The 16,498-nt window shown below is 57.6% G+C and carries 15 protein-coding genes; 13 read left to right on the forward strand and 2 right to left on the reverse strand.

Features of this window, described 5'->3' with window-relative positions:
• Positions 1–35 precede the first annotated feature (35 nt).
• From manA to I6L37_RS18535, 4 genes are all read left to right on the forward strand, one after another.
• Positions 36–1,247 carry a mannose-6-phosphate isomerase, class I gene (manA, locus tag I6L37_RS18520; RefSeq protein ID WP_216992630.1) on the forward strand — a complete coding sequence of 404 codons (1,212 nt, stop codon included), beginning with the start codon at positions 36–38 and terminating at the stop codon, positions 1,245–1,247.
• 805 nt (positions 1,248–2,052) lie between these two features.
• Positions 2,053–4,731: a GH92 family glycosyl hydrolase gene (locus tag I6L37_RS18525; RefSeq protein ID WP_216992631.1), complete on the forward strand. Its 2,679-nt coding sequence runs from the start codon at positions 2,053–2,055 to the stop codon at positions 4,729–4,731.
• 281 nt (positions 4,732–5,012) lie between these two features.
• Complete coding sequence (locus I6L37_RS18530; RefSeq protein WP_052445706.1) at positions 5,013–5,384, forward strand: hypothetical protein; 372 nt, start codon at positions 5,013–5,015, stop codon at positions 5,382–5,384.
• Positions 5,385–5,435: 51 nt separating this feature from the next.
• Positions 5,436–5,954 (forward strand): hypothetical protein, encoded by a 519-nt coding sequence (locus tag I6L37_RS18535; RefSeq protein WP_254203511.1) that lies wholly within the window; start codon positions 5,436–5,438, stop codon positions 5,952–5,954.
• A gap of 93 nt (positions 5,955–6,047) precedes the next feature.
• Here I6L37_RS18535 and I6L37_RS18540 read toward each other — a convergent pair whose 3' ends face one another.
• Positions 6,048–6,197 carry a hypothetical protein gene (locus tag I6L37_RS18540; RefSeq protein WP_167335316.1) on the reverse strand — a complete coding sequence of 50 codons (150 nt, stop codon included), beginning with the start codon at positions 6,195–6,197 and terminating at the stop codon, positions 6,048–6,050.
• A 520-nt stretch (positions 6,198–6,717) separates the two neighbouring features.
• Here I6L37_RS18540 and I6L37_RS18545 point away from each other — a divergent pair.
• The 9 genes from I6L37_RS18545 (at position 6,718) to tauD (ending at position 15,977) form a co-directional block, all read left to right on the forward strand.
• Positions 6,718–6,924 carry a PTS sugar transporter subunit IIA gene (locus tag I6L37_RS18545; RefSeq protein ID WP_216992632.1) on the forward strand — a complete coding sequence of 69 codons (207 nt, stop codon included), beginning with the start codon at positions 6,718–6,720 and terminating at the stop codon, positions 6,922–6,924.
• Positions 6,925–6,973: 49 nt separating this feature from the next.
• Positions 6,974–8,061, forward strand: a protein-coding gene (locus I6L37_RS18550; protein ID WP_088821966.1) for an IS3-like element ISAs22 family transposase whose coding sequence is annotated in 2 segments (ribosomal slippage) — positions 6,974–7,226 and positions 7,226–8,061 — 1,089 coding nt in all. Because the reading frame shifts where the segments join, the coding sequence is not laid out codon by codon here.
• A gap of 41 nt (positions 8,062–8,102) precedes the next feature.
• Positions 8,103–9,809: a PTS fructose transporter subunit EIIC gene (locus I6L37_RS18555; RefSeq protein ID WP_254203512.1), complete on the forward strand. Its 1,707-nt coding sequence runs from the start codon at positions 8,103–8,105 to the stop codon at positions 9,807–9,809.
• A 240-nt stretch (positions 9,810–10,049) separates the two neighbouring features.
• Positions 10,050–10,802, forward strand: a complete 753-nt coding sequence (locus I6L37_RS18560) for a DNA/RNA non-specific endonuclease (protein ID WP_026456721.1) — start codon at positions 10,050–10,052, stop codon at positions 10,800–10,802.
• Positions 10,803–11,055: 253 nt separating this feature from the next.
• A complete protein-coding gene (locus I6L37_RS18565; RefSeq protein WP_216992633.1) occupies positions 11,056–12,159 on the forward strand; it encodes a YdcF family protein in 1,104 nt (367 codons plus the stop codon).
• A gap of 368 nt (positions 12,160–12,527) precedes the next feature.
• Positions 12,528–13,502 (forward strand): taurine ABC transporter substrate-binding protein, encoded by a 975-nt coding sequence (gene tauA, locus I6L37_RS18570; RefSeq protein ID WP_216992634.1) that lies wholly within the window; start codon positions 12,528–12,530, stop codon positions 13,500–13,502.
• Positions 13,503–13,525: 23 nt separating this feature from the next.
• Positions 13,526–14,293, forward strand: coding sequence for a taurine ABC transporter ATP-binding subunit (gene tauB, locus I6L37_RS18575; protein ID WP_216992635.1), 768 nt, complete (start codon positions 13,526–13,528; stop codon positions 14,291–14,293).
• Complete coding sequence (gene tauC, locus I6L37_RS18580; RefSeq protein ID WP_216992636.1) at positions 14,290–15,129, forward strand: taurine ABC transporter permease TauC; 840 nt, start codon at positions 14,290–14,292, stop codon at positions 15,127–15,129. The genes tauB and tauC overlap by 4 nt, the downstream gene beginning before the upstream one ends.
• Positions 15,126–15,977 carry a taurine dioxygenase gene (tauD, locus tag I6L37_RS18585; RefSeq protein ID WP_216992637.1) on the forward strand — a complete coding sequence of 284 codons (852 nt, stop codon included), beginning with the start codon at positions 15,126–15,128 and terminating at the stop codon, positions 15,975–15,977. The genes tauC and tauD overlap by 4 nt, the downstream gene beginning before the upstream one ends.
• Before the next feature lie 62 nt (positions 15,978–16,039).
• Here tauD and I6L37_RS18590 read toward each other — a convergent pair whose 3' ends face one another.
• Positions 16,040–16,408 carry a DUF805 domain-containing protein gene (locus I6L37_RS18590; protein ID WP_201981346.1) on the reverse strand — a complete coding sequence of 123 codons (369 nt, stop codon included), beginning with the start codon at positions 16,406–16,408 and terminating at the stop codon, positions 16,040–16,042.
• Positions 16,409–16,498: the final 90 nt, after the last annotated feature.

Here is a 16,498-nt window from a genome sequence, read left to right on the forward strand (position 1 = left end):
ACCCGCTCCTCTTCATCTTAAAATGAGGCATTCTTATGAGCAGTAGCGTCTTGCCCTCCTTTCTGTTGATGCAAAACCCGATTCAAGGCTACGACTGGGGCAGTCATGACTCCCTCACCACCCTGTTCGGGATCCCCAATCCGGAGGGCAAACCCCAGGCCGAGCTGTGGATGGGGGCACACCCCAACGGCTGCTCCGAGATCACCTGCGGCGATCAGGTACAAAAGCTCTCCACCCTGATCGATAGCGCCCCGGCCGCCGTGCTGGGTGAGGCAACCCTCGCTCGCTTTGGCAGCCTGCCATTCCTGTTCAAGGTGCTGTGCGCCGAGAAGGCTCTCTCCATCCAGGTGCACCCAAGCAAGGCGCAGGCCGAAGCCGGTTTTGCCAAGGAAGAGGCCGCCGGTATCGATCCCAAGGCAGCCAATCGCAACTACAAGGATCCCAACCACAAGCCGGAACTGGTGTTCGCGCTCACCCCGTATCAGGCGATGAACGGCTTTCGCTCCATTCCCGCCATCCTGGCGCTGTTCGAGCGGGTCAAACTGGCGGCTATCGCCGATCTGACCGGGGCCCTTGCCGCCGCTCACGCAGCCAATCAGGGCGAAGCCGGGTTGCAACACTTCTTCCAGCAGCTGTTGATGCTGGAAGGGGTACGCAAAGAGGCTGCGCTGATCGATCTGCTGGCTTACGCCAATGAGCATCAGGACGAGGAGACCTTTGCCCTGATCACCTCCCTCGCCGTCCAGTACCCGGGGGATGTGGGGCTCTTCTCGCCGCTGCTGCTCAACGTGGTGACCCTCCAGCCCGGTCAGGCGATGTTCCTCGATGCCTGCACCCCCCACGCCTATGTGCGCGGTACCGGCCTTGAGATCATGGCCAACTCCGACAACGTGCTGCGCGCCGGCCTCACCCCCAAATACATCGATGTGGCCGAGCTCCTGGATTGCACCCGCTGCCTGCCCAAGCCGGATGACCAGATCCTGCTGGCCCCCCGCCGCGAGGGTGCGGTACAGCACTTCGAGGTGCCGGTACCGGACTTTACCTTCAGCGTCTATCCGGCGGGTGAGCATCAGCTCACCACCGCCAGCGCCGAGATCCTGTTTGCCATCGACGGCCCCGTCATCCTCAAGCGCGGTGATGACACACTGCGTCTCGAGAAGGGACAATCCGCCTTTATCCCGGCCGCCACCGGCAGTTATCAACTGCTGGCCGAGGGCCGGGTCGCCCGCGCAGGCAACCGCTACTAAGGCGCAAACCGGCGAGTTCAAGAGCCGATACACGCACAAGGGCCATCATGGATGGCCCTTGCTGTTGTTCTCTGCGTTACTGTTCACCTGACTTAACTGATACGCCCTCGCCCCATCAACCACACAGGAAGGGTCGTCTTTTGACCCATGTTTAGATACTGGCGGGACTATTTTCTGGATCAACCAGCGGCCATTAACTGTCAGCGTCTTGAACCGGGATATCGCCATTTCTGCCAAGCGACATCTAATGATGATCCTATCCATGACTACGACGTAAAATAATACGTTAGTTAATAACAGACAGTTCCCGTTAATCCATACTTTTCCTGCCGCGTCTTTATAAGATCCGGCTCACGCTTTCGACTTCAACGTATCGACAGCATGCGACATTTAATTATTTCCAATCAGAATAAAACTCCATCCAATATAACTCTCATAAAAACTCATGATTTAATAAACCCATCTATTAAAAATCAAGATAGAACAATGCGTTATGTCGGGAAATAATATGAATACCAATATAAAAATTCCGCAAAAAAGGAAGAAATATATAGCTGCACGATGCAATTGCATGAAAAAATCCTCTCTATCCATTTGTCGCATTAAAATCAATATTTGTAGTTGTTATGATAATAATGACTGGAGGCGATAATCAAAGACATAGATTACACCTTTATTTGTTTTAAATAGAGTGTGATCCTACTCGCAACCAAATACTATCTGACTCCTATACCCTGCATCTGAAAAAAGTTTTCAGCCCCTCTATTTTCCATCACACACCAATCACAATATAACGGAGTTTATTATGAAACAGGCTCCTCTCCTGCTCGCTTGTACGACCCTCGCCGGGCTGATGGTCATTGCCGGATGCAAGGAGGACACGCAAGATCCTGTCAGCCCTCCTGACGCGGGTGTCACCCGCTACGTCAATCCATTAATCGGTACGGGTAACCTCGGCAATACCTATCCTGGCGCAACCACCCCTCACGGCATGATCCAGCTCTCCCCGAATAATGGGGCTGTTGGCTGGGAATATACGTCCGGCTATTACTATCACGACAGACGCATCGCCGGTTTCTCTCATACCCATCTCTCTGGGGCGGGTGCCACCGACTTGAATGATATTCTGGTGATGCCCATCAACTCGCGATCCGATTACAAGATAGAGAAGGGGGGCAATCTCGAAGCATCCCGTTATCGTCACAAGGATCAACAGGCGACGGCGGGCTACTACAAGGTGGATCTGCTCGATTACGGCATCAAGGCTGAATTGACTGCAGGCGATCGCGTCGGTGTCCATCGTTATACCTTCCCTCGCGATGAGAGATCCGAAATAGTGATTAACCTGGGTGTCAGTTTTATCGACGGCACATCAGGAACAGAGATGAAGTGGGACAAGGAGAATAACCGCATCGAAGGCTATCGCTTCTCTTATGGCTGGGCCCCCAGCCAGAAAGAGTTCTTCGTGATGGAGTTTAATCAGCCAATCAAAAACATCCGGTTTGCCTACTACGACAGAGAACGGGATCGCTATATCGACGCGAGGCAAAGCACCACGGAAATGGCCAACGAGGCGATCGATAATTATCAGCCTGTCCGCGCCTATGTGGAATTTGATACCTCGACGACGGGCTTGACCGTTGAGGCCAAGGTGGCCCTCTCCAGCGTCGAGATAGGCAAGGAGGGCAAATCAGGCGCCTCGCTCAACATGACCAAAGTGGCAGGCATGACATTTGATGATGTCCGGCAAGCCACCACCCGGAAATGGGAAAACGAGCTGGGAAAAATCCGGGTTAGCGGTGATGAAGAGTACAAACAGACCTTCTACACGGCGCTCTATCATGCCTACCTCGGCCAGACTATCTACTCCGATTTGGATGGTCGCTACCGCCAGGTGCATCAGGGAAGCAGCGCAAATCCCGATGGCAACACCCAAGACGGAAAGCTGACCGAGACGCTGAAAGAGTCAGTTCGTACCGCCGATGCCAACAGAGACGGTAAAGCCGACTTTACCCGCTATGACACCTTCTCCCTCTGGGACACCTATCGCGCTGTGCAACCTCTCTCCTCCATCCTGGAACCGGATCGTCTCGCGGATGTCGTCCTCTCCATGCTCTCCTATGCAGAAGAGGAGTGGATCGACGATGAGGGCAACATGCGTAAAGGGCGCTTGCCAGAATGGACTCTCAAAGGCAATGAGACCGGCATGATGATGGGCATGCATTCGACCCCTGTCATCCATGACGTTTTATCCAAGGGCTCCCTTGATAAACGCATGATTGACCTTGGTTTTAATGATACAGAGCGCCAGCAGATCAAGGAACGCCTCGTGAATGCCATGGTGACCGATGCGTGCGCCTCGATCAGCCAGGGAGTGGCGTGGATCAAGGAGTATGAGGAGCAGGGCTATGTGCCGGCCCAGCTTCACGATCAACCCCCCTCTGACCCCTGGGCGGCCCATTCTCCCTTCAAAGACTCCTGGACTGCATCCTATTCGCTGGAGTACTCCATGAACGACTGGGCCATCGCCCAATCCGTCAAGACCGTATTTGGTGAAGATGATCCTCGCTATCAAGAGTTCGCGGATCGCTCCAATAACTGGCAAGCGCAATTTGACTTTGGTGGCCAATACAAAGGCTGGTTCAAGGCCCGCGATTATGCTGGCAACTTTATTGACGCCAACTGGGTAGACCCGAAAACGGGACGGGAAGTCGGCAAAAACTGGCGTCCGGAGATGTTCAACTGGGCATTTACCGAGTCCAACGGCTGGCAATATTCGTTCAGCGTCCAGCACGATATTTCAGGCCTGATCGACCTGATGACCCGCTTCGACCAGAAGCAGGACCCTTCGGCGAAACGTGGCGACTTGTTTGCCAAGCGGCTGGACGAATACTGGACCACCTACCCGGATCGCAACGCCGCGGACAACCAGTTCCCCATCTTCAATACGGGCAATGTGGGTCAGCATGTGCAGGGCAACGAGCCGGATATCCACGTGCCCTATCTCTACAACTACGTTGGCCAGCCCTGGAAAACCCAGGCCGTCATCGTCGACACAACCAACGTCTGTTACAAAAACACCCCTGACGGTATTTGTGGCAACGATGACTTCGGCACGCTGTCAGCCTGGTTCGTGTTCCGTGCGCTGGGTTTCTTCCCGGTCAATGCATCGTCCGGCATCTACGAAATAGGGACGCCCATGTTCGAAACGGCGTCCATTGATGTAGGCAATGGCAAGAGATTCACAGTCAAGGCGCAAAATGTCAGCCGCGACAATATTTTTATCCAGTCGGCACGACTCAATGGCAGCGACTTCACGCGTACCTATCTGACCCATGACGACATCATGAATGGCGGTGAGCTTGAATTTGTGATGGGAGATACCCCCAACAAGGAGTGGGGAGCCCAACCCGAAGATCTGCCACCGGCACAAGGCATCGGTACCTTCCTGCACGAAAGCGATATGCCCGAAGGATCCCGTTGATCCAGTTTTCACGGGGGGAAGAAGAATTCCCCCTTTCTAATGACACCTCCCGATTTTCCTCTTCAAAAAACATTTTTTAGTTCAAAAAAACACACAAATATAATTGTATTATTTTTCATGTAAAAAACTGAAATCAAAAAATCAAACCACAATATCATACTACCTTGCTTAATCTTGTCATATAGTGTCAAAATACAGCCAAAAGGCTCAAAGTCGTACTGACTCATCAACAATAAAAACATAGATAAAACTAGGCCAATATATATAAACAGGAGTTTCAGATGGAAAAAATAGGTCTGCTAATTACCTTTTTCTGGTGCTTAATGATAGTGATATTGATTTGGTTGAAATGGGAAAGTGCTGTAAGTATGTCTCTTAATGAATGGGGTGATTTTCTAGCAGGAATGACTGCACCAATTACATTCTTATGGCTTATTATTGGGTACATATTACAACGTAAGGAACTACATTTGAATACTGAAGCCTTAATTATGACTAAAAATGAAATGGCTAGACAAGGCAATGAGTTAAATGAACAAACACAATATATCAAAATGCAAGCTCATGCGGCAGAAACTCAGAGTAGCTCAACTAGAAGAAAGGAATTGAGAGAGATTTTACTTCGTAATACCACTCATCATCGTGAAGAGTAACACTTCAAATTAAAAACCATATGCTCTTTTTTAAAAAGAAAGCAATATAGCATGGGATATCATATGCGTTTATATTTTGGACTATCAGCTTTAATTTATTCATTATTAATTGGCCCAGGTTACGCCGCCTGTGACAATGCAGCCGCGGTCAAGCTGGCCAAGGCTTTTTGGAGTGAACACAGGGACTTCTATTACGCAGAACCGGCAAAGGTGAAAGCGCTGCTGACACCGGCATTTTTTGCCGTGCTGAGCGAGGAAGCCAAGTGTAATGGCGAAGGGGAAGTGTGCGCCATCGATGCCGATCCCTGGATCAGTGCGCAAGATGGCGAGGTCACCGGGCCCATCACTTTCCGCCTGGCTGGCCAGCAGGATGGCATCGTCTCGGTCAGCATGGATTATCGCTTTATGCTCTCGGAGACCCGGCAAGAGCCAAGGGCCGTCCTCTTTCAATTTAAAACTGTCGGCGACCGCCGCTGTTTCCTGCTGGATGATTTTATCAGCCCGGGCGAGGGTTCACTGAAACGGCGCCTGCAGCAGTGGCAGACACAAAACGGTGCCGGGCCACAATAATTAACCCCCACGGCCCGCTGGGCGGTGGGGGTTGGGTTATTCTGGCGATCCTTTCTCTATGTCAGAAAAACGGACTGCGACCATCAGAGCGGGCTAATACTCGGCCTCTTCAGAGTGAGGCTCAGAGGAGCGGATGCGCTCCAGTTCATCAACCCGGGCTTGCCACTTGTCGTGGGCCTGTTTCAGACCCTGCAGCTCCAGCTCCTGACGCATGGTGTCGATCTCTTGGTCTAGTTTTTCCATCAGAATGTCTCCTTCATTCATAGAGTTACACACTGGCTGACGGCACTTGGCCAACCTGCTCTCCCCTATTCTGACATCCGGAATCGCGCAACTGCCCAACGAAATAAACGATTGATTGTGGTAAAACCAATCTAAAATTTTGTTTCACTTTCCACATGAGCCCACTTGGCTCACTCATGGCTACTGCCGATTTCTGTCTATCCGCTCACATTTCGCTCACGCCTTGGCCATCACACAATTCTCCATCCCGTGTTTTTATCCCAATTGAATCATTGCTCAGCAGTTGGTTCCCCATCTATAGAATCTGCCTTCAACCATCTGTTTTTAAATGCAATTAATTAAAATAAATGAACATTAACCGGTGCAAAAAAAGTGCGAGCAGGGTCACAGGGCGGGGCATGGCGCACAAAAATCCAGTGAACGGCACATTTGTCCGATTTCGGCAGGCCGGCAAGGGGAGAACAATATTCGGGACAACTGACCCCACCTCATGACGCTCGGGAAGAGCAAGGAGAGTGAAATGTTACCCACCATGACTAATGACGGACTCATCTGCCTGGCATTGCGGGCAACCAGCAAGGATGCCCTGTTTGACGAGATGGCCGAGCTGCTGGTGCGCGATGGCGCCGTGTCGGATCGGCAACAATTTATCAGCGATCTCTGGGCCCGGGAGCAGCTGGACTGCACCGGCTTCGAGCAGGGCGTGGTAATCCCCCCGAAAAACTGAGGTGCTCATAAGTAGAATTTTCTCGTATCTTGAACGCAGGAGGTTCTACATGAAAACATCACGCTTTAGCGATGCACAGATCATCGCCATCCTCAAGCAGGCCGAGTCTGGTTCACCCGTCCCTGAGCTCTGCCGTGAGCATGGCATCAGCTCCGCCACCTTCTACAAGTGGCGCTCCAAATTCGGTGGCATGGATGCCTCTCTCATGGCGCGCCTCAAAGAGCTGGAAGAGGAAAATCGTCGCCTTAAGAAGATGTATGCCGAGGAGCGCCTAAAGGCTGAGATCATCTCCGAGGCGATGGCAAAAAAGTGGTGACGCCATCTGCCCGCAGGGAGATGGCGACCAAGGCTGTGGCTCATTACGCCATTTCTATCCGTCTGGCTTGCCAGGTGTTCAAGGTGAGCGAGGGTTGCTACCGTTATCAGCCCGTGCTGGCTGATGAAAACCAGGAAATTGCCGACTGGCTGCTGCGCCTCACCGCCAACCAGCGCAACTGGGGTTTCGGACTGTGCTTCCTGTACCTGCGTAACGTCAAAGGCTTTGGCTGGAACCACAAGCGGGTCTACCGGATCTATCGGGCGCTAGAGCTCAATCTGCGGATAAAACCCAAGAAGCGGCTAGTGCGGGCCAAGCCGGAGCCGTTGGCAGTCCCTGACCAACCGAATCACTGTTGGTCGATGGACTTTATGCATGACCAGCTCAGCGATGGTCGTTCGGTGCGGTTGTTTAATGTGATCGATGACTTCAATCGCGAAGCACTGTGCATCGAGGTGGATTTTTCCTTGCCTGCCTCGCGAGTCAAACGGGTGCTGGAGCAGGTTATCGAGTGGCGGGGCAAACCAGCCGCAATCCGCTGTGATAATGGTCCGGAATACATCAGCGAAGAGCTCAAGCAATGGGCGCAGCAGAAGAGGATTGCGCTGAGGTATATCCAGCCAGGCAACCCGCAGCAGAATGCCTACATAGAGCGATTTAACCGCACTGTGCGTTACGACTGGTTGGGCCATTACCTGTTTGAGTCACTGAATGAGTTACAGGAATTTGCCACGAACTGGCTGTGGGTTTATAACCATGAGCGGCCCAATATGGCGCTGGGCGGCTACACGCCGAAACAGCGCTTGGCACAGGCCGCATGACCTCTACTTTTGAGTGCTCCAAAAAATGGGGGGATTACCGCGTGGCCCTGCCCCATGCCAAGAGCGGCGCGGTGCGCCGCCCGGCCATCGCCATCGGGATCAGCCAGCAGGGGATCGAATACGGCTCCGAAGATGGCCAGCCCGCCCAGCTGTTTTTCATGATCGCCTCCCCCGAGGGCGGGGCCAACCACCATATCGAGGTGTTGGCCGAGCTCTCCACCCGCCTGCTGGCGCCGGGTTTTATCGAGCAGATGAAGGCAGCCACCAAAGTCGATGAGGTGCTGTCGCTGCTCTCGGCAGGATCCTGCGCGCAACACCCCGCCAAGGCGGCCCTCCCCACCGAAGAAGAACCTGCCAGGGAGCGTGGCTTCAAGGAGCGGCTCGCGACCCTGAAACAGCACCTGCTGTTTGGTACCTCCCACATGATCCCCTTTATCGTGGCGGGGGGCGTGCTGCTGTCCCTCTCCGTGATGATGAGCGGTAAAGGAGCCGTGCCAGAGACAGGTTTTCTCAAGGACATGGCGACCATGGGGATCGCCGGACTCACTCTCTTTACTGCCGTGCTCGGTGGCTATATCGCCTATTCGCTGGCCGACAAACCGGGCCTGGCCCCCGGCATGATCGGCTCCTGGGTGGCGGTACAGCACTATCAGACCGGTTTTCTTGGGGCCATCCTGGTGGGCTTTATCGCCGGCTTCGTGGTCAACCAGCTCAAGCGGATCAAGCTGCCTGACTCCATGAGTTCCCTCGGCTCCATCTTTATCTATCCGCTGATCGGCACCTTCCTGGTATGCGGCATCGTCATGTGGGTAATTGGTGCACCGATTGCCGCCATGATGGAGTCGATGAACCAGTGGCTCTCCGGCATGGCGGGCTCCGGCAAGGTGATGCTGGGCACCATTTTGGGGGGCATGACCGCCTTTGACATGGGCGGCCCAGTCAACAAGGTAGCGACCCTGTTCGCCCAGACCCAGGTCGATACCCAGCCCTGGCTGATGGGCGGCGTCGGCATCGCCATCTGCGTGCCGCCACTCGGCATGGCGCTGGCCACCCTGATGTCCCCAAAAAGATACAAGAAAGAGGAGCGTGAATCGGGCAAGGCAGCCGCCATCATGGGGATGATCGGCATCAGCGAGGGGGCCATTCCGTTTGCTGCTGCCGATCCGGTACGGGTCATTCCGGCCATCGTCGCGGGGGGCATAGTCGGCAACGTCACCGGCTTCATGATGAACAGCATCAACCATGCCCCCTGGGGGGGCTGGATCGTACTGCCGGTGGTCGAGGGCAAGATAGGCTATATCGTCGGAACCCTGCTCGGTGCCCTGACCACCGCCATCATAGTCAACCTGCTGAAAAAGCCGGTGACCGAGGAGGAAGAGGAAACGAGCACAGCAGATGACTACCAGGCCATCGAGGCGGAAGGAGAAGCGGACGTACTCGCCATCACCGCCTGCCCCTCCGGCGTGGCCCACACCTTCCTCGCCGCCAAGAGCCTGCAGAAGGCAGCCGCCAAGGCGGGGATCAAGCTCAAGGTGGAGACCCAGGGCGCCAACGGCATCATCAACCGCATCACCGCCAAAGATGTGGCCAACGCCCGCTGCGTCATCCTGGCCCACGACGTGGCCATCAAGTACCGCGAGCGCTTCAAGGATATCGAGGTGATCGACACCAAGATCCGGGAGGCGATCCACGACCCGGACGGGCTGCTGGCTCGCACCCGGGCAAGCACGGGGCAAGATGCGGCCTGATCCATCGTGACATGCTTTGCCACCAGCAGCAGGGGCCCATTACGGGCCCCTGCTCTGTTAGCGGCGGCCAACTTTTCATCATCTCATATGGCAAGCCACTGATTTAAAACACATTAACTACCCTTCCCCCAAATCCCGGCGCGCCGTCACAAATCCGCTTCGTGTAAAAAAACAGCAATTGAATAGCTGGTCAGAACTCATGTCAAATGGCTCCGCCTACTAAACTGGAGCATCACAAAAATGATAAAAATCAATAAATTGGTTCTGGCTGTTACCCTCACCCTCGGTGCCGCACCCGGCTTTGCCGCTGGCTTTGTCTGCGGCGATCACGTGCGCTTCGGCACCCCGGCCGGCTCGGATCAGGAGTTGTGCCGTCAGGGGTACGCGGCGGGCTACAACTACGACTACAAGGTGGCGAACTGGGTCTCCTACCGGATGACGGCCGAGAGCGCTCAGGGCAAGGTCAAACGCAAGGATGCCTTTGCCGAAGACAAGGAGGTGCCGGTCGCCTTTCGCGCCACCCTGGCTGACTACAAGCGTTCCGGCTATGACCGTGGCCACCAGGCTCCGGCAGCCGACATGGCCGCCACCGAGGTGACCATGAAGCAGAGCTTCCTGTTGACCAACATGACGCCGCAACTGCCGGCCCTGAACCAGAAGGCCTGGCGCATTCTGGAGGAGAAGGTGCGCCAGTGGGCCATCGCACGCGAGGATGTGCAAGTGATCACCGGCCCCGTCTTCACCCACTCGGAAGAGTACATCGGCAACGGGGTGATGATCCCGAGCGCCTACTACAAGATAGTGATGGACCCGGCCAGGCTGCAGGCCATCGCCTTCATCATGCCGCAAGAGGATATCCCCACCAGCCAGATCGCCAACTATCGCGTCTCGGTGCGCGAGGTGGAAGAGCAGACCCAGCTCGACTTCTTCAGCGACATGCCCTACGAGCAGCAGGAGACGCTGGAGGCCAGGGTATCCCCCATGTGGAACTGACGGCTACCGATGCGCTCACGCAGGCCATGCCATCTGGCTAGCCTGCACTTCCGCCCTTCCCGGGGGCGAGTTCAATCCCCGGCCTTGCCGGCCTGTCTCACAGTTTGCTCTCCCCTTTCCTGTTATATTTCTCACTTTGCTTTTAATGCCAAGGTTTATTGATAAGCCGATGAATTATCACGCATTTATAAGCAGCACACGGCATCTGATAGCAAATATGGCGCCTGATGGCGCCCACACAGAGGAATCACAGATGAAACAGACCCTGATTGCCCTGACGTTAGGCGGCTTGCTGGCCCTCTCCCCCCTCCCCCTGCTTGCGGCCGACAGTACGATGCAGATGGAGAGCGATCTCAATACCCTGGTCAGCAAACGCCAGGCGGTGGACATGCTGCTCGGCGAGGCGCTGCAAATCTACAAGTCCCCGGCCAAGATCTCCCACGCCGGCTTTACCGCCAAGATGCCGAGCAACATGGAGCTGGTGACCGAGCGGCTGCTGGCCGCCTATCAGCTGGAGCCCTATCGTACCGATCTGCTGATCTCGGCGGCCAATGCCCAGATTTACAACGGCAACCTGACCCGGGCCATCGCCCTGTTCGAACAGGCCCAGGCGGTGGCACCCGACGATCTCGACATCAACTCCTATCTCGCCATCTGGCAACTGGTGAAGGGCAACAAGGAGGCATCGCGCACCTATCTGGCCAGGGTGGCCAATCGCAACGGCGGACGCGCCGCCGATCTGGAGGAAATCATCGCCCGGGTGCAACGGGTGACCACCACGCCGCTGCAGACCAAACTGACGGACGATCAGATCAAGGCGGCCAAAGAGGGCAAACGGGCCATCGTCACCCTGGGCTATGCCCTGAACCCGGACGGCAGCATGGACAAGATCCTGCTGGGCCGCTTGCAGACCACCCTGGAGCTGGCCAAGGCGGATCCGGATGCCCTCATCATCCTGACCGGCGGGGTGCCGCAGAATCGTCAGACCGAGGGCAAGCTGATGGCCGACTGGCTGGTGAAGCACGGCATCGACCGCAGCCGCCTCATTGAGGAGAACTACGCCACCAGCACGGTGGACAACGCCCTCTACAGCGCCTATGCCCTGGCCCGTCACCAGATTGACCAGGCCGTGCTGGTCAGCTCGGCGAGCCATGTGCGCCGTGGCCAGACCCTGCTCGAGATCGCCTGCGATCAGATTGGCCCGGCCGGGATCAAGGTGGTGAGTGTCAGCTACCCGGACAAGCCCCTCAAGGACCTGGCCACCCCGAGCGAGAGCGAGCTGCTTGGCATCTACCGCGACGCCCTGCGTACCTACGGCATGTGGAGCTACCGCTCCGCCCCCCTGCTGGAGCGCTGATCCCCCGGCTTCAAGGCGAACCATCCGTGATGGACAATAAAACCCGCCCCTTTGGCGGGTTTTATTATTGCCAAAAGAGGGCTCTCTTTTTGCCGCTATCGCTCATTGAACCATCTCTTGTCTGATAAAGCGAAGTGGCCACTCCTCAATTTATCGGACGTTCTATCCCACGCCGGGAAATATATTCAGACGCTGTTTCCCGCTTGATAAATATCGACTTCGATTATTGATATATATAAATAAACACATTGAATTACCGTTCTTTTTCTAAGAACTATTACTCGCCCTAACAATATTTTCGTTCTTTCATTGTCAGTCAGATAAATGGGAAAACAGCTGTTCCACTCTCCTGATAACGGAATAGCATCATGACAAGGAAAGGATATTCTCTCTGGCTGGCGGCCCTCGCCATCATCAGCCTGCAGGCCAACGCCATCGAGGTAACAGTGGCCTACCAAACTTCCGCCGAACCCGCCAAGGTGGCCCAGGCCGACGGCACCTTCGCCCGCGCCAGCGGCGCCACGGTGCAATGGCTCAAGTTCGACAGCGGCGCCAGTGTGGTACGGGCGCTCGCCTCCGGCGACGTGCAGATCGGCAACATAGGCTCCAGCCCACTGGCGGTGGCGGCAAGCCAAAACGTGCCCATCGAGGTGTTCTTGCTCGCCTCCCAGCTCGGCAGCTCGGAGGCGCTGGTGGTCAAACAGGATCTTCCCTCCCCCACCGCCCTGGCCGGCAAGCGCATCGCCGTCCCCTTTACCTCCACCACCCACTACAGCCTGCTGGCGGCGCTCAGGCATTGGGGAGTGGATCCAACCAGCCTGCAGATCATCAACCTGCAGCCGCCGGCCATCATCGCCGCCTGGCAGCGGGGCGACATCGATGGCGCCTATGTCTGGGCTCCAGCCCTCAACGAGCTGAGCAAGGAGGGCAAGGTGCTGACCGACTCGGCTCAGGTGGGCAAGTGGGGGGCCCCCACCCTGGATGTGTGGGTGGTGCGAAAAGAGTTTGCCAAGGCCCATCCCGAGGTGGTGCAGGCTTTCGTCGACAGCACCCTGGCGGCCCAGCGCGACTACCTGGCCAACCCCGACGGCTGGCTGGCAAAGCCGGACAACCTCGCCAAGCTGTCAGCCTTGAGCGGCGTGCCCGAGGCGGACGTACCCGGCCTGGTTCGCGGCAACACCTACCTGAGCGCCAGCCAGCAGAGTGCAGAGCTGGGCAAGCTGGTAAACCAGACCATCATCGACACCAGCCGCTTTCTCAAGGAACAAGGCAAGGTGCGAAGCGCCGGCAGCGACTATCGCGATTACGTGACCGACCGTTTCGTCAAGGCACAACCCCACTGACCCTGCATCACAAGGAGGTAGCCATGCTGCAGCTCACTCACCTGTGCGCCGACTACGACGGGCGCAGAGTCCTCGACAACATCAACCTGACCCTGGATGCGGGGGAGCTGATGGTGGTGCTTGGCCCCTCCGGCTGCGGCAAGACCACCCTGCTCAATCTCATCGCCGGATTTCAGCCCCATCAGCAGGGGAAAATAACCCTGCACGGTAAACCGGTGACCGGCCCCGGCGCCGAGCGGGGGGTGGTCTTTCAGCACGAGGGGCTGCTGCCCTGGCGCAACGTGCTGGACAACGTGGCTTTCGGGCTGCAACTGGCCGGCGTGCCGCGCCGCGAGCGCGAGGCCAGGGCGCTGGCCATGCTGCGCAAGGTGGGGCTGGAAGAAGCCAGTCACGCATTCATCTGGCAGCTCTCCGGCGGCCAGCGCCAGCGGGTCGGCATCGCCCGGGCGCTGGCCAACCAACCACAACTGCTGCTGCTCGACGAGCCCTTCGGCGCCCTCGACGCCTTTACCCGCGAGCAGATGCAGACCCTGTTGCTGCGCCTGTGGCACGAGCAGCGCCGCCAGGTGCTGCTCATCACCCACGACATCGAGGAGGCGGTGTTCATGGCCACCGAACTGGTGCTGCTCTCCCCCTCACCGGGGCGGGTGATGGAGCGGCTGACCCTGGATTTTGGCCGCCGCTTCGCCGCCGGCGAGCCCTGCCGCAGCATCAAGTCGGATCCCGCCTTTATCGAGCGGCGCGAGTACGTGCTCGGCCGGGTCTTCGCCGAGCGGGAGGTGTTTGCATGAGCCTTGCCCTCTCCCGTTCCCTGAACCCGGCCCGCCATGCCCTGCGCCGCAGACTTCGCTGGCCGCTGCCGCGCCGGCTTGGGGTGAGCCTGCTTACCCTCGGCGCCCTGCTGACCCTCTGGTGGCTGGTAGCGCGCCTTGGCTGGATCAGCCCGCTGTTTCTGCCGCCCCCGGGCCAGGTGCTGCAGCAGCTGCTCACCATCGCAGGGCCGCAGGGCTTCATGGATGCCACCCTCTGGCAACACCTCGCCGCCAGTCTGCAGCGCATCCTCATCGCCCTCGTGGCCGCCACCCTGTGCGGCGTGACGGTGGGCATGGCCATGGGGCTCAACCCCACCCTGCGCGCCATGCTCGACCCGCTGATCGAGCTCTACCGACCGGTGCCACCGCTCGCCTACCTGCCGCTCATGGTGATCTGGTTTGGCATCGGCGAAACCGCCAAGGTGCTGCTTATCTATCTGGCCATCTTCGCGCCGATCGCCATGGCGACCCTGGCGGGAGTACAGGGCGCCAAACAGGTGCGAGCGCGGGCCGCCCGGGCGCTGGGTGCCAACCGCTGGCAGGTACTGTTGCACGTCACTGTGCCCGGCGCCCTGCCGGAGATCCTCACCGGGCTGCGCATCGGGCTCGGGGTCGGCTGGTCCACTCTGGTGGCGGCCGAGCTCATCGCCGCCACCCGTGGCGTGGGCTTCATGGTGCAATCCGCCGGCGAGTTTCTCGCCACCGACGTGGTGCTGGCGGGCATTCTGGTGATCGCCCTGATCGCCTTCATTCTGGAACTTGGTTTACGTGCGCTGCAGCGTCGCCTGACGCCGTGGCATGGAGAAGGACTATGAGCAATTCCCTGCGCATCACCCCCCTCGGCCCCCATATCGGTGCCGAGATAAGCGGTCTCACCCTGGCCGAGCCCCTGAGCGGGCAGCTGTTCGAACTGATCCAGCAAGCCCTGCTGACCCATCAGGTGCTGTTCTTTCGAGAGCAGCCCATCACCCCGCTATCACAGCGGGCGCTGGCCCACCGCTTCGGCGATCTGCACATTCACCCCGTGTACCCCCATGCGCCGGAGGCCGAGGAGATCATCGTGCTCGACACCCACCACGACAACCCGCCGGACAATGACAACTGGCACACCGACGTCACCTTCATCGAGACGCCGCCAGCACTGGCCATTCTGGCCGCCAAGCAGCTGCCGCCGGTAGGGGGCGATACCCTGTGGGCCAGCGGCATCGCCGCCTTCGAGGGGCTCTCCCCCCAGTTGCAACAATTGTTGGCAGGGCTGGAGGCCGAACACGACTTCACCAAGTCGTTCCCGGCCCATCGCCATAACGCCAGCCCGGCAGAATACCTGCGCTGGCAGGAGGCGGCGGCCCGCCACCCACCGCTGCGCCACCCTGTAGTCCGCACCCATCCTCTTAGCGGTCGCCAGGCGCTGTTCGTTAACGAGGGCTTCACCACTCGCCTGCCAGACTTGCCGGTGCAAGAGAGCGAGGCACTGCTCGCCTTCCTGTTTCGCCATATCGCCAGGCCCGAGTATCAGGTGCGCTGGCGCTGGCGGGAGAACGACATCGCCATCTGGGACAACCGGGTCACCCAGCATTACGCCAACGCCGACTATCTGCCGGCCCGGCGCATCATGCACAGGGCGACCGTGCTCGGTGACAAGCCTTTCTGGCGCGCCTCTTGACGTCCGGCAACGAAAGAGGGAGGCATCGGCCTCCCTCATCTCATGACTAATGGCTACATTCCCTAGCTGATAAACCCCTGGGGCGCAGGCGCCTTGGGATCGTCCCCGAAGCGGTTGGGGCCGCTATTCCCCTGACAGACCAGGAAGTAGATCAGCACCAGGGTGCCCACCACGGGAATGAGGCCGATAAGCAACCACCAGCCGGTACGGTCAGTGTCGTGCAGGCGGCGGGCCGCCACCGCCAGGGCCGGCAGCAATACGGCCAGGGAGTAAATGCCGCTGAGCAGTTCGTTGCTGCCCAGCACCTTGTCCAGCGTCTTCATCAGCAGCACGGCCAGCAGGTTGAACAGCACGAACATCCAGTATTCGGTGCGGTGGGCCCGCCCGCTGAATACGGCATATTTTTTGAGTACGGCAAGATACCAGTTCATTGCGCCTCCAGGCTCAAGTGAAAACAGAATGCATAGGGCCAGAGCTTAACGAGTTCGCAGGCGGGGTGCGAGCAAAAAGACCCGCCGCAA

This window comes from Aeromonas sp. FDAARGOS 1407 (assembly GCF_019048725.1).
Classification (GTDB): Bacteria; Pseudomonadota; Gammaproteobacteria; order Enterobacterales; family Aeromonadaceae; genus Aeromonas; species Aeromonas enteropelogenes.